Origin of the sequence: Carboxylicivirga sp. M1479 (assembly GCF_007097485.1) — a bacterium.
In the GTDB taxonomy this organism is placed as follows: domain Bacteria; phylum Bacteroidota; class Bacteroidia; order Bacteroidales; family Marinilabiliaceae; genus Carboxylicivirga.
Genome location: NZ_VKDE01000005.1, coordinates 110274 through 124663, shown reverse-complemented (window position 1 = coordinate 124663; position 14390 = coordinate 110274). Strand labels below are relative to the sequence as shown.

General features: G+C 38.4%; 9 protein-coding genes and 1 pseudogene. 8 read left to right on the top strand and 2 right to left on the bottom strand.

Annotation, left to right across the window (positions count from 1 at the left end; translation table 11 throughout):
- Positions 1-51: 51 nt before the first annotated feature.
- On the bottom strand, positions 52-1254 hold the full coding sequence (locus tag FNN09_RS05475) for a DUF4249 domain-containing protein (RefSeq protein WP_143300485.1): 1203 nt from the start codon (positions 1252-1254) through the stop codon (positions 52-54).
- Positions 1255-1401: 147 nt separating this feature from the next.
- Here FNN09_RS05475 and FNN09_RS05470 point away from each other — a divergent pair, with 147 nt between their 5' ends.
- From FNN09_RS05470 to FNN09_RS05435, 8 genes are all read left to right on the top strand, one after another.
- The gene (locus FNN09_RS05470; protein WP_143300484.1) at positions 1402-2139 is read left to right on the top strand and encodes a hypothetical protein; all 738 of its coding nucleotides are present in this window, start codon (positions 1402-1404) and stop codon (positions 2137-2139) included.
- 9 nt (positions 2140-2148) lie between these two features.
- The gene (locus tag FNN09_RS05465) at positions 2149-4923 is read left to right on the top strand and encodes a TonB-dependent receptor (RefSeq protein ID WP_143300483.1); all 2775 of its coding nucleotides are present in this window, start codon (positions 2149-2151) and stop codon (positions 4921-4923) included.
- 63 nt (positions 4924-4986) lie between these two features.
- The gene (locus tag FNN09_RS05460) at positions 4987-5358 is read left to right on the top strand and encodes a hypothetical protein (protein WP_143300482.1); all 372 of its coding nucleotides are present in this window, start codon (positions 4987-4989) and stop codon (positions 5356-5358) included.
- Between the two features lie 87 nt (positions 5359-5445).
- Positions 5446-7155: a TonB-dependent receptor plug domain-containing protein gene (locus tag FNN09_RS05455; RefSeq protein ID WP_143300481.1), complete on the top strand. Its 1710-nt coding sequence runs from the start codon at positions 5446-5448 to the stop codon at positions 7153-7155.
- Positions 7128-7685, top strand: a complete 558-nt coding sequence (locus FNN09_RS05450; protein ID WP_255434048.1) for a TonB-dependent receptor domain-containing protein — start codon at positions 7128-7130, stop codon at positions 7683-7685. The genes FNN09_RS05455 and FNN09_RS05450 overlap by 28 nt, the downstream gene beginning before the upstream one ends.
- Before the next feature lie 90 nt (positions 7686-7775).
- Entirely contained in the window at positions 7776-10139 is a 2364-nt protein-coding gene (gene pbpC / locus FNN09_RS05445) for a penicillin-binding protein 1C (RefSeq protein ID WP_143300479.1), read from the top strand.
- Positions 10140-10705: 566 nt separating this feature from the next.
- Entirely contained in the window at positions 10706-12427 is a 1722-nt protein-coding gene (locus FNN09_RS05440) for a S41 family peptidase (protein WP_143300478.1), read from the top strand.
- A gap of 185 nt (positions 12428-12612) precedes the next feature.
- The gene (locus FNN09_RS05435) at positions 12613-13224 is read left to right on the top strand and encodes a YSC84-related protein (protein WP_143300477.1); all 612 of its coding nucleotides are present in this window, start codon (positions 12613-12615) and stop codon (positions 13222-13224) included.
- An 86-nt stretch (positions 13225-13310) separates the two neighbouring features.
- Here the strand turns inward: FNN09_RS05435 and bla are convergent.
- Positions 13311-14072, bottom strand: a pseudogene (gene bla, locus FNN09_RS21445) (class A beta-lactamase).
- Positions 14073-14390 lie beyond the last annotated feature (318 nt).

Below are 14390 nucleotides of genomic sequence, written 5' to 3'. Positions count from 1 at the left end.
GAATTAATCCAACTCCTAAGTGAAGTAAATCTCATGACTCCATTCATATACTTAATCTTCCCAAAACCAGGGTTTATTTATGTTACCTGTAACTTGGCAGTCGGCACACTTTGGGCTAGTAAGTAAAAAACCTGCTAATCTTCCAGAATTTTCGTCGAAAATTCCATCGTGCATATAGTAAGACCCATTCAACACCTGCTGTTCATATATCTCCATTAATGAAGTGTAAGGCTTACCATCAACTTTAAACGAATCCACTCTGCAATTATGGTCATATGGAATTATTGGTAAACCTAAGTCCGTCGCATCTGATCGATTAATGTATAGCCGCTTAGAGCTAACACTTCCTGTTTGAAAGAAACCTAAAACAGGTTCTTTGGGATTGTTTATATTCTTTATATTTCCAACGATAGAAAATGGTTGGGTTCCCGCAAAATCACCAACATCTTCAGATGAAACCTTTAATTTACTCCAAAAATCAAATTCATTTCGCGAGATACTTAGTTGTTTAACCAATATACTATATCGAACAGAAAGTTTATCAGTGGCTTTTGAAGGCACAAAACAAACTTTTTTGTTTTTTATTTGTGTATTTGATTGATTGGCAAAAGAATGAACTACCATTTTATTCGATTGTGAGTGCTTCCAGCATTGTACGTTCTCCGCTGGTATTAAAACCCAATCATCGCTTTCTTCATCGTATGCCATTTTGGTTGGAAAAGGTACTTTAAACTTCCAATCCTCGTCATAAATCCATCTAACAAAGCCACCATTATATGAACCTCCATCAACCATAATATCAAGGCCAAGAAACTCTTGCGTTTGATCTGCACTCCAATCTTTCCCTCGTTTGTAATGAACCTTATTGATAGATGATTTTGGCAAAATTTCACATGCCACAGATTCATATTCTTGTCCATCGGTTGTTCTAATTGAAAGCACATAAGTATTACCGACCTGAACTTTGAATTGAAATGAATCAGTCTCATATATACCAGGCGCTATTTCCGTCAACACTTCTTCATTATTGAATTGATCTCTAATAATTACCAGAGCATTCGACACTTTCTGAGGTTCTTCGTCTAAATTAGAAATTGATCGGGATAAATAAACTTGGTGGTTCTTATCTTCATCCGTAATTAAAGCATCTACAATTAAAAGATTTTCGTAATCAGAAACATCTAATTTATAAGGTTCTAAACAAGAGTACAGCGCTATAGAAATAATAAGCGCATAGAATAGTTTTCTATACATTGAGAGTAGATTAAGTATTGGTCATGTTTAATTGTGATTCAAAGCTGCAAAAAATAATTTAGTTATAAAACTAAAATCTTAGTTCTAATTCATTAACAATCCAGTTGTTTTATTAAATTTGCTCCAAACACAACAATTAACCTATTTATGTTACGCCCTAATCTACAGCATTTTTGCTGTTTTGCTATACTTTTAAGTATAAGTTTAGTAAAACTAGCAGCCCAAAATACTGGTGAAATAACTCAAAGCAAAAGTAAATTAGCTATTGAGGTGTACGAAAACCAGTTTAAAAATGAGTTTTTATTCATTAATGGCAGAGAATACAAACCTTACCATCTTCCAAAACACGAGAACCCATACCTTGAATCCGTTGCAGGTTTTGGAACCATTTATATGCAAGGTTATGTTTTTGAGGATAAAAAATTAAACTATGACATTTACAAAGATTTGCTGATTGTTAATCCTGAGTATTATGACTTTGCGAATGTTTACATCGAACTAAATAAAACACTGGTTGATTCATTTAACATTCAACTGGAATCCAGGTCCTACCAATTCATCAACTACAAAAAAGAAAATTGCCTAAACACCTTGAATACCGGTTTTTACGAATGTCTTTATAAAACCAGTAAAACTGAATTACTAATTAAGCATATGGTACTGCTTGGGGTTGATAACGCTCTTGACACCTACCAATACAAGCAACAACGATTTCTACGTATCGACAATCGATATTATAACATTACCAAAAAGAAACAACTGCTTGCATTATTTCCTGATAAAAAGAAAGTCGTACGAAAAAAAATTAAATCCATCTACTTCTCTTACAACAAGATGTCTGGAAAGCAATTAACCCAACTCATACAATTCACCGCGACCCTATAAGCCTAAGCCATGAAGCGCCTCTCCGTATTATTTTTATTACTCCCTTTTATTATCATTAAAGGTCAAACAGTTAGTTTCCAAAAAGATTCTGTTTCATTTGAGAATATAATTAGTCAAATTCAAAACCAAACAGAATACCATTTCTTTTATTCTCCGGAATGGACCGACAGCTTGCACTTTGATGTCAACTTCCAAAACAGTAACATTAAGCAAAGTATTGATTGGTTAGCATCAGTTAGCCAGTTAAAATACACCATTATAGAACCCAATAAGGTTGTATTTACCAAGAATTACCAAGTAAAAAATAACTATTCTACTCTTTTTGCCAATTACATAAAAGACAAAGAATCCATTCAACTCGACTCTATAGTATATGAGGCACCCAAAAGAGATAAAGAAGAAGAAACGACAATTAGTAAAGAGTATTTAGTTTTTTCCATTGGTAATCAAGGCCAAGGCACACATACAAAACAAGCCACATTAAGCGGTAAAATAACCGATATAGAAAGTGGCGAACCCTTGGTAGGAACTGTCGTGTATGTTAACGACTTAAAAAACGGCACCATTACCAACCTATATGGGCACTATTCATTTTCCTTACCCAAAGGTCGCTATAAGGTTGAGTACCGCTCCATTGGAATGAAAACAACATTTCGAAATATTGTCATCCACTCCGATGGCTCATTGGATGTGGAGATGAAAAGTAAACCAACATCACTAAAAGAAGTAACCATCACTGCCAAAACAGAAGACCCGGTGCGCAACCTAAGAATGGGGATGGATAAAATAACCATGAAAACACTTAAACAACTACCGTTAGGTATGGGTGAGGCTGATGTTATAAAAACCACATTATTATTACCCGGTGTTCAAAGTGTTGGCGAGGCATCTAACGGTTTTAATGTAAGAGGAGGAAGTACCGACCAAAACCTAATTCTATTGAATGATGCGCCGATTATGAATACCTCCCATTTTTTCGGGTTCTTTTCGGGATTTAATGCCGACCTAATTAAGGATATTACACTTTATAAAAGTGGCATACCAGCCAAGTATGGCGGGCGTGTTTCATCGGTTATGGACATGACTGTAAAAGAAGGAAACCGAAAAGAGACCAAACTTAATGGTGGAATTAGTCCGGTTTCTGGTCGATTAACACTGGAGTCGCCCATTGTAAAAAATAAGAGCTCATTTATTATTGCAGCGCGCACCACCTATTCCGATTGGGTTTTAAAGCTTTTAGATGATCCAAAACTTAAAAATAGCTCAGCTAATTTTCATGATTTACAAGGTAGTTTCTCGTGGGATGTAGATGATAAAAACAGCCTTTATTTATCTGGATATTATAGTCATGATGATTTTGATTATTATACCGAAGATGCTTTTGCCTATAATACAATTGCTTCAACCATTAAATGGAAACATATTTTTAGTCCAAAATTGTTTTCCACATTTTCTGGCATCATAAGTAATTATGACTACACCAACGAATCACGTGCCGACTCAAGCCTATTGCACGAAATCGATTACCAACTGAATCAATATAGCTTTAAATCCGATTTCTCCTATTTGTCAAATAAGAACCATAAATTTGATTTTGGATTAAATGCCACTTGGTACAACTTAGCTCCTGGCACCCAAACACCAACATCCACTCAATCGTTAATAGCTTATAAAGAACTGGAAAAAGAACAAGCATTAGAAGCAGCTCTTTATATTAGCGATGAATTTGAGTTAACTAACTTCATGTCTCTATCAGCTGGATTACGGTATTCGATGTATACCAATTTTGGTCCTAAAACCCAATTCAATTATACATCAGGATTGCCCCGAACGGTGGATAATATAAGCGATACTACACACCATGGCAACGGAGGTATTACCTTTTATTCAGGTCCCGAATTGCGTTTTTCATCCAATATACGCTTAAGTGGAACCAGCTCCATTAAACTCGGTTATAATCGCATGTATCAATACATACAAATGATATCTAATACAGCCGCCATGGCGCCAACCGACATTTGGAAATTAAGCGACAAATACCTTAAACCACAACGTGGCGATCAATACTCCATTGGTTTTTATAAAAATATGAGAAGCAACAGTATTGAAGCATCAATTGAAACCTATTATAAAAAGCTGGACAACATTATCGATTATAAAGGCGGGGCTCAACTCGTGATGAATGAACATTTAGAAACCGATGTGTTAAACGGAAAAGGTAAAGCCTACGGTGTTGAAATGATGGTTCAAAAGAAAAGAGGCAAATTAACCGGATGGGTCAATTATACCTATTCCCGTATTCTGCATAAAATCGACAGTGAATTTGATGAGGAACAAGTTAATAATGGCGACTATTTTCCGGCCAACTACGATAAACCACATGATTTTAAATTTGTTGCCAACTATAAATTTAGCCGACGTTTGAATGTCTCATCCAACTTTTTTTATAGCACAGGGCGACCGTTTACGGCACCAGTTGCTTATTACGAATTTGGTGGTAGCCAAAAAGTATATTACTCTGATCGAAATACCATGCGCATGCCCGATTACATCCGTTTAGATATGGCAGCAACTATCAATGGTAATTTAGTAAAGAAAAAAATGAACCATAGCTCCTGGACTTTTGCAGTTTATAACCTAATGGGACGACAAAATACTTACAACATCTTCTTTAGAACGGAGGGAGAACAAGTGCAGGGCTATAAAATGTCAATTTTTGCTCAACCCATATTCACTGTTACTTACAACTTTAAATTCCGAGGTAACGCCAAAAATGATTTTTAAGATATATTGTTAGAAACAATGAGGATGTGCCATTGTTATTAAGCATAACACATCCATCATTTTTTGAAAAAAACTCTCATCATATTACTTGGCATCACCAGCTTAACAGCTTCACTTGGAGACTCGTTTAACATCTTTGTTTTTAAGCTGAATCAAGAATACATTGCCAAATATTTATGTGTAGAAAAAGATGTGGAAGATAATAGTTGCCAAGGTTGCTGCCATCTGAAAAAGCAAATGGAACAACAAAATGAGCAGGACAAAAGCAACCCTAATCCTGTCAAGCGAAAACTCATCATTGATTTTTTTAGGATCAATAAGCTGATGCTTACACCAATAAATCCTGTTCAATCCATTAAGTATTGTTGGACACTTCTATTGATAAAGCAATCGTTTTACAGCGAAGTTTTTAAACCTCCCCAAGTACTGATGTAACATATAATCAATCTCTTACTCATACACTATCTACCTTTGAAGTGATAGCTGTGTGCGCGCCTATGTTTCATCATCTACAATCGTAAAATGAAAAATATAAACGTATTGATGGTGTTTTGGATGTGTCTTATTTCATATCAAGTATCTGCTCAAACAATACAGCTACTTGATCAGAAACATCAAACACCTATTATTAATGCCAGTTATTCGTATGGCACAACGCGAGGTATAAGCGATAACAAAGGAATGATCGCCATTACCAATGATCAGCAATCCACATTAGTTATTTCGCACTTAAACTATGGGCAACTAAGTATACCAAGTGCTGAAATAGCGTCCATTATTCAACAAGGAACAATTTATTGGTCGAGGCTGAAATTTGAAATACAGCCAGTGAGAATTATCGCCCTACACGAAAACCTTGACGACTCATTATCTATTCTTGTTAATAATCAACACCGCTTATCGCATGATGCAACCCAAGTTTTGGCCCAAGTGCCCGAAATAGCACTGATTCGTAAAAGTGGCAACTATGGCTTTGATCCTGTACTTAGAGGATTCAAATACGAGCAACTGAACATTGTTTTGGATGGTGCCCAAAGTGCCAATGCCGCTTGTCCTAATCGGATGGATACGCCCAGCAGTCAAATACCAGTTAACATGCTATCGCAAATTAGCATTTTAAAAGGCCCCTATTCCTTACGCTATGGCAATGCTTTTGGAGGCACCATTAACTTTCAAACCGAACAAGCCACTTATGGCCAAACACCAAAGGTAAACGGTCGTTTGTCGGGCAGTTATGAGAGTAATGGTACTATTTATCGCAGCGAAGGACGTATTGGCTTCAATGGTTCAGCATACGATATTAAACTATTTGGAGCTTTGTCGAGCGGAACGAATTATGAAGATGGCGATGGACGAGAAGTACAGTCTGGCTTCTACCGTAACAACTTCGGTAGCATAATGAATTTTCGACTAAACGACAATCAGAACATCCGTTTGAATGTGAGTCATAACTACGCCAAAGATGTTGACTTTCCTGCATTACCTATGGATTTGCGCAAAGATGATACTTGGCTAGGTAGCATCCACCATAACACTCGGTTTAACGGCCATCTGCAAACATGGAGTACGAGTATATATAGTACTTATGTCGATCACTTGATGGATAACTTTGACAAACCAACTGATCCACGCATGGTTGATGCCGTTACAGCTGCTAAGACGCTTAATTATGGTGGTCGAACCGAAGGGCATTGGGTATTTGATAGCAATCAACTTTATGTGGGTGCCGATTTTAGGGGCGACAAAGCAGAGGGCGAACGGAGCCGTCATTTTTTAATGGGTCCGAATACGGGAAACACCGTTTACGACAATGTGTGGCAAGATGCAGCAATTAATAAAATGGGCATTTTTGGAGAGTTCCAGCAGAATTTTCAGCACTGGCAGTTGGTGTATGCAAGTCGCATTGAGTATAACCAGGCCAAAGCACACAAGCCAGACGATGCTTTTGCCGCCTATTATAGCAGCATGAGTTCTAACACCATCAACCCCTCATTCAGTATTGGGATTAATCGTTCATTATCATCCAAATGGCGTGCTGAGTTATGGTTGGGTCATGCCCAGCGAAGTGGCAGCCTAAGTGAACGCTACATTAACTTTTTACCAATAGGAGTTGATCCCTACGAGATGCTTGGTAATCCACTATTAGACTCGGAAAAAACAATCAAGTCGACCTTAGTATTAACTATAGCAGTGGTTCAGCACAATTGCAACTCACGGGTTTCGCATCACTAATAAATGACTACATCTCGTCGGAGATACGGGATGATATACCACCTAAAATGCCGAGTGCTCCGGGTGTGCGACAATATACCAACATTAAGCAAGCTCAGTTAATAGGTTTTGAAGCAGTATACCTACAAAAGCTAACTGCTCGCTTGCAACACCGCTTAAGTTTAGCTTATACCCATGGCGAAAATAAAGACAGCAACGAGCCTTTAGCAGAGATTCCACCCTTGGATTTTCGTTACGTTCTTAGTGGTCGCTATTTTAATAATCGCTTACGACCACAGCTTAATTTACGTCATGCATGGCAACAAAAGCGCGTTGCATTAAGTTATGGCGAAAGTAGCACACCTGCTTTTACTTTACTTGATGCATCGATTAATTACCAGTTCAACAAGTTTATTGAATCAAATCTGGCCATTCACAACATATTGGACAAAACCTATTACGAACATTTATCACGTTCAGTAAAAGGAAGTAGCGAAGCCATTTATGCACCTGGCAGAAGCTTTGTATTCACTCTTGTAGTATACCTTTAAACCATCGGATGTGATCTTTACTTGTAGTGTTCAATAAAGATCACATCCTTTCACTGGCTTTTTCGCACTTTCCTTATAATTTTGAAAGCCATGAACAAGGTTCTTCTAAAACACTACAAAAAAAAACTGTGGGCACTCCTACTATCTGCACTAGCAGCTTACTATTTTTGCTTACCTACTACCTTGTTTCAAACACCCTACTCTTCTGTATTAAGCGATAGAAATGGAGAATTATTATCTGCTCACATCGCCGACGATGGCCAATGGCGATTTGAAGCATCTGATAGTGTTGCCGATAAATTTTCCCAGTCTATTATTCTTTTTGAGGATGAGTATTTCTATTATCACCCCGGGTTTAACCCCGCTTCATTTGCGCGAGCCGGCTACCAAAATTTACGTGGAGGACGAATTAAAAGTGGTGCCAGTACCCTTTCGATGCAAGTAATTCGATTGGCTTTTAACAAAAAACGAACGCTTTGGAACAAGCTGATTGAAACCATACAAGCCACCCGTTTAGAATTGCGCTATTCAAAGGATGAGATACTGGCATTATATGCTGCCCATGCCCCATTTGGTGGAAATGTGGTGGGCATTGAAGCAGCCGCATGGCGCTATTTTGGTCGTTCATCACACGAGCTTTCGTGGAGCGAATCTGCACTATTAGCTGTTTTACCTAACGCTCCGGCTTTGATTCACCCAGGAAGAAACAGAGAAACCTTATTGCAAAAACGCAACAGGCTACTGAATAAATTATTAAACAAGCACATTATTGATTCGACTGAACATTATCTGGCTTGCGCCGAGCCATTGCCCGAAAAGCCACTGCCATTACCTCAAGTAGCTCCTCACCTGCTCCATACACTACACCAAACAAAAGCTAAAAACAGTTACCGCTCAACACTTGTTAAAAGCCAACAAGAACAAGCTAAGCAGCTGGTCGATAACTTTTACAGCATTAATCGACATAACGCTATCAATAATTTGGCCGTTATTATCATTCATAATCCCAGTGCCAAGGTATTGACCTACGTTGGTAATTCTGCCTTTAATTCAAATGAACACGGGCACGATGTGGACATCATCCAGGCACAAAGAAGTACAGGTAGTACCTTAAAGCCTTTTTTATATGCAGCGGCTTTGGACGACGGTTTATTGTTACCGCACATGCTTCTGGCGGATATACCAACCTATTACAGCGATTTCTCACCCAAAAATTACACACGCCAATTCGATGGAGCTGTGGCAGCCCACTCGGCTCTTTCACGTTCCCTGAATGTTCCCTTTGTCCGCTTACAAAATAACTATGGAACCGAGAAATTCCATGCTTTACTGCCAAAACTTGGTTTATCCAGTATTAGCAAATCAGCCTCACATTATGGATTATCGCTAATATTAGGAGGTGCCGAAACCAGTTTATATGAATTATCATCGGCCTATTCATCCATGGCACGTAGTTTAAGCACCTATACCTCCCATTCGGGGCAATATATTACTTCTGACTATCGCTTAGCACAATTAACTGAAGAACAAGAGGTAAAGACAGGTGGATATACTTTTACACCGGATGTAATATCAGCAGCATCGGTTTACCATACTTTTGAAGCACTAACCAATGTGCAACGACCTGATGAAGAAACTGGATGGGAAAACTTTACCTCGGGCAGAAAAATTGCCTGGAAAACAGGCACCAGTTTTGGTTATCGCGATGCCTGGTCAATTGGAGTAACACCCGAATACACGGTTGGTGTGTGGGTGGGTAATGCCAGTGGCGAAGGACGACCAGGAATTATCGGTGGTAGTGCGGCTGCTCCCGTTATGTTCGAACTATACCGCCAACTGCCAACTACCTCATGGTTTGAACAACCCTTTGACGATATGCAATTAACCGCTATTTGTCAGCAGAGCGGGTACAAAGCCTCACAACACTGCCACGATATTGATTCACTTTACATTACAGCAGTCAAACACGACTTACCAGTTTGCCCTTATCATCGCTTAGTGCATTTAGATAGCAAGGGCCAGCAACAGGTTAATGCCAATTGTTATCCACCCCACTCCATGCATCACAAAAGTTGGTTTGTGCTACCTCCCGTTATGGCCTGGTATTATCAATCTCGCCATCCGCTTTACAAACCTTTGCCACCTTTCAAACAGGGATGTAAAGCCCAACAGCAAACAATAGAAATCATCTATCCCCAGGCCTATGCACAGCTTTATGTTCCGCGAGAAATAGATGGCAAGCTGGGCCGCATCATTTGTAAAGCCACACACCAAAAGCGGTCGGCACGTTTGTATTGGCATCTCGACAATGAATATTTGGGAGAAACAATTTACACGCATCAAATGGAAATTGCACCTGATAAAGGCTCGCATACCCTACTCATTACTGATGAAGATGGAAACTCAATAAGCAGGCAGTTCGAGTGCCTCGGGAAAGGCAATACCGTTCACTAATCAAAATGTGCCTTTAGTGCATTCCATTTCTAAAACCACCTTGATTATGTGACGGCATTATACCAGCGCATTATGAAATATAAATGGTATAATTAGATGTTTATTCATTCATACTTATCCCTTTAACCCGGATTATGTATTAGAATGTAGTTATGAACATTGAAAGTGCAATAAAACAAGGTTTTATCGAAACGAGGCATAGCACCGTTCTGGTGAGTTGAGATGAAATAACGAAGTGACTTGTTATGAAGCAATTTCAATGTGTAATAGATTTTCTAATGCATATTGCGGGTTTAACTCAACTTTAACTTTTAATGGGAGTCCCTTTATAATGCAAAGAAATGCACGATGAACTGCGTCATTAACAAGCTTATCCACTTCACATTTTGAACTTTCACACACATTATTTGCTTATCTTTAACGGTATCATTTGCCTTTGTACCTAACAACTTGGTACTTTTGTATGAAATATTAACTTTGTGAACCACTCTAAAATAAGAGCTTTAATGAGATTTACTTTAAGCTAAAAGCTCGACAACTCAGGTAAAAAATTAGAAAAACAGAATATGAACAACTTTTTAAGAACCGGTAAAGTGAAATGGATTGCAAGCATGTCGCTTGTAGCAGTGATGTTGTTAGGACTTTACAGTTTTAATGATGATAAACGCAACTTCGATGTTATAAAAAACCTCGATATTTTTTACACGCTTTTTCGTGAGCTTAACAGCTACTACGTGGATGAGACCAATCCTGAGAAATTAATTTCAACAGGTATTGATAACATGCTGGAGTCATTAGATCCTTATACAACCTACATACCCGAGTCGGACATGGAAGATTTCCGTTTTATGACCACAGGTGAATATGCTGGTATTGGTTCATTAATTTCAAAGCGCGATGAGTACGTTGTAATTGCCGAACCTTATGAAGGTTTTCCGGCAGCAATTGCAGGCTTAAAAGCTGGTGACAAAATACTCGAGATTAACGGCAAAGACATGGTTGGGAAGGCTACCTCCGATGTGAGCGACAACTTAAAAGGAGCCGCTAACACAACCTTAAAAGTTAAGGTGGAACGTCCGGGAGAGAAAAAACCTTTAACCATTGAAATTGAACGCAAGAAAATACAAATTAATGCGGTGCCTTACTATGGAATGGTCAACGACGAAACCGGTATTATTCAACTGAATAACTTTACGCAAGACTGTGCTCGTGAAATTGAAAAAGCATTTTTAGATTTACGCGATAAGCAAGGTGCCAAAAGCATTGTACTCGATTTACGTGCTAACCCAGGTGGTTTATTAGATGAAGCAGTGAAAATTGTTAACCTTTTTGTGCCATCAGGCTCTGAAGTAGTTAGCACACGTGGTAAGGTTAAGCAATGGGACAAAAGCTACAAAGCCATGCGTCAACCAATTGATACTGTAATGCCTTTGGCTGTACTCATCAGTCGTGGTTCAGCATCAGCTTCTGAAATTGTATCGGGTGCTTTACAAGATTTAGACCGCGCTGTGGTATTGGGTCAGCGCTCCTTTGGTAAAGGATTGGTTCAAACAACACGTCCTCTGTCGTACAACGCCAAGCTTAAGGTAACTACAGCCAAATATTATATTCCATCGGGCCGATGCATTCAGGCAGTTGATTATACACACCGTGATGAAGATGGTGCCGTTGGTCTTGTTGCCGATTCACTCATTAGTGAGTTTAAAACAAAAAATGGTCGTTCTGTATTTGATGGTGGTGGTGTATCACCCGATATTAAAGTTACATCGCACAAATACGCCAATGTAACTTTTGCACTGGTTGTACAGCAAATGATTTTTGATTATGCCACTGAATTTGTATTGCGTAACAAAACAATTGATGCGCCTGAAACATTCACCATTTCTGATGAAGAGTATACTCAATTTATTGCTTTTGTTGAAGCTAAAGAAGATTTCAAATACGAATCATTATCGCAAGAAAAGCTGAAAGAATTGGTTAAAACAGCCAAACGCGAAGGTTACTACGAAAAAGCTGAAGAAGATTTTACCGCTATGGAGGAGATTCTTAAGTTGGATGTAGCCAAGGATATGAATCAATTTGAGGACGAAATAAAGGAGCTAATGGTGCTGGAGATAACCAAGCGCTATTATTACCAAAAAGGTTCTATTAAAGCCAGCTTACAGAATGACATTGAATTGGAGGAAGCTAAAAAGCTTTTAAAAGATATGAGTCAGTACAATGGCTTACTGGATGGATCAGTTGCCAGCCACGCTGGTGACAGACGATCGCGTTCGAAGAAAAGCTAAGATATAAATTACAATGAAAAATCTAAAGCGCTTGCCATACTGGTAAGTGCTTTTTTTGTGTTTATAACCCACTTGTAGTAAGGGTTTTCAATTTTGGCATAGGAATTGATTACTAGCCACCTGTCTAAAACAATTCGATTAATTATTTGTCATTACATTATTGACTAACATTAGAAAAACTCATCATGAAACAAAAAGTAACTTTTATCATCGCTACCCTATTGTTTGCATTCTTAAGTAGTGCTTATCAACCGATACAAGCTCAAGAAAAGGATGATGCTAAAAAGGAAAAAAACCTTAAGAAACAACGTAAAAAGTTCGAAAAGAACAAGTCGGTTGCCGTAAAGGAAATGTACAAGGCTTATCCCTCTTCTCAGGCAGAAATGGCCAAATCCTATGGTTATGCTGCCTTTGCCAATACAGGTGTTAACCTGTTTGTTTTGGCCTCGGGTAATGGAGGTGGTAAAGCGCACAACAATGTAACTGGTGAAGAAGTATATGTAAAAATGCTTTCGTTTGGTGCAGGAATAGGCATCGGTTTTAAAAAATACTATGCCGTATTTCTATTTAGCGATAAAGCGGCCTACGACAACTTTTTAGAGAGTGGTTGGTCAGCCGATGGCCAGGCGGATGCGACTGCTGACAGTGGTAAAGAAGGTGAAGGCGGATCTGTGGCAGTAGGAATGACCGTTGCCGAAGGTGTTACCTTGTATCAAATTGCTGATAAAGGCCTAGCCGTTCAAGCCACCGTACAGGGAACCAAATTTATTGTTTCAGAAGAATTAAATGCGCAGTAGTTTACTGCTTACTTATAATAAAATATTTTGTTCGGGTGTGAGCACTGATTATTCAGGAGCTCACACCCGATTTTTTTTTTGTTCTTTTACTTAGCTCGAAAGTAATCATAGGCTAAGCTGGCTATCTCGGCAATTATCACTTGACTTTCTTCGGTACTTTCCATTGAATTACTTACAAAAACACTTAAATAAAAATACGATCCATCGGGCATGTAAACGATTCCAATATCATTTAAAGCTCCCGTTAAACCAGTGTTATTTTTACCTGAATGACCAGTTTTATGCGCTATTATAGTTTCAGTAGGTAATTGTCCCCGAATACTTTTTTGACCCGTTTGCGTGTCTTTTAATGTCTGCAAAAGAAAATCGTAACTATCCTTACTTAAAAGCTTGTTGGCATTGGAGTGGAACAAACGTAATAATTGCTTGGCTGCCTTTGCCGTGGTCCAGTTGTCATACTGATTGATCCAATTAGACTGCATACTTATTTCGTTATGCACAATGGCAATGTCTTGAATCCCCAGCGCGTGTAAATAATCTTGTAGCACATGCACCCCTCCTAGTCATTCAATTAGCATATCGCAGCCCAAATTATCGCTCCAGGCCACCGTATTGTACAATACCTCTTGTATACTTAGCTCTGCCCCATTGGGGTATTTTTTGCGCAGCGGACTCCATAAATGAGCATAATTACTAAGCATCTCTTTATTAATTACCAATGTGTCGTCTATTCGTAAACGGTCTTTATCAACCTGATTGAGAACAGCCAATGCCAAATGAAACTTAAAAACACTTTGCATGGGTAAGTGCTTATCGCCATTGATCGAAAGCGTATCATTCGCATACATGCCCTGAATAGCCACCCCAACAAAAGCCGTTTTTGTGTTTAAAACTGCATAAATACTATCTCGTAATGAATTTATCGACTGAGCTTTAGATTCAGTAGAATATACGCTAAAAAGAAGAATTGAAAGTATGATGTGTTTCATTATTGGTTTGGAGTTAAGTATGTGAAAAATGTTTACTTTATAAATAATGCCACTCGTAAATTATTGCATAGGATTTTAAGCTATGTGTATCAAACTCATATAATTTCAGTAGCATTAAAATTTAAACATTAGCTGATAGTTTTGAGTCAATCTTTTTGCGGCAACTGAAATGTTATT

Coding starts and splice junctions, on each gene's coding strand:
- FNN09_RS05475 (WP_143300485.1), bottom strand. CDS start 1,254: ATGTATAGAAAACTATTCTATGCGCTTATTATTTCTATAGCGCTGTAC.
- FNN09_RS05470 (WP_143300484.1), top strand. CDS start 1,402: ATGTTACGCCCTAATCTACAGCATTTTTGCTGTTTTGCTATACTTTTA.
- FNN09_RS05465 (WP_143300483.1), top strand. CDS start 2,149: ATGAAGCGCCTCTCCGTATTATTTTTATTACTCCCTTTTATTATCATT.
- FNN09_RS05455 (WP_143300481.1), top strand. CDS start 5,446: ATGAAAAATATAAACGTATTGATGGTGTTTTGGATGTGTCTTATTTCA.
- pbpC (WP_143300479.1), top strand. CDS start 7,776: ATGAACAAGGTTCTTCTAAAACACTACAAAAAAAAACTGTGGGCACTC.
- FNN09_RS05440 (WP_143300478.1), top strand. CDS start 10,706: ATGAACAACTTTTTAAGAACCGGTAAAGTGAAATGGATTGCAAGCATG.
- FNN09_RS05435 (WP_143300477.1), top strand. CDS start 12,613: ATGAAACAAAAAGTAACTTTTATCATCGCTACCCTATTGTTTGCATTC.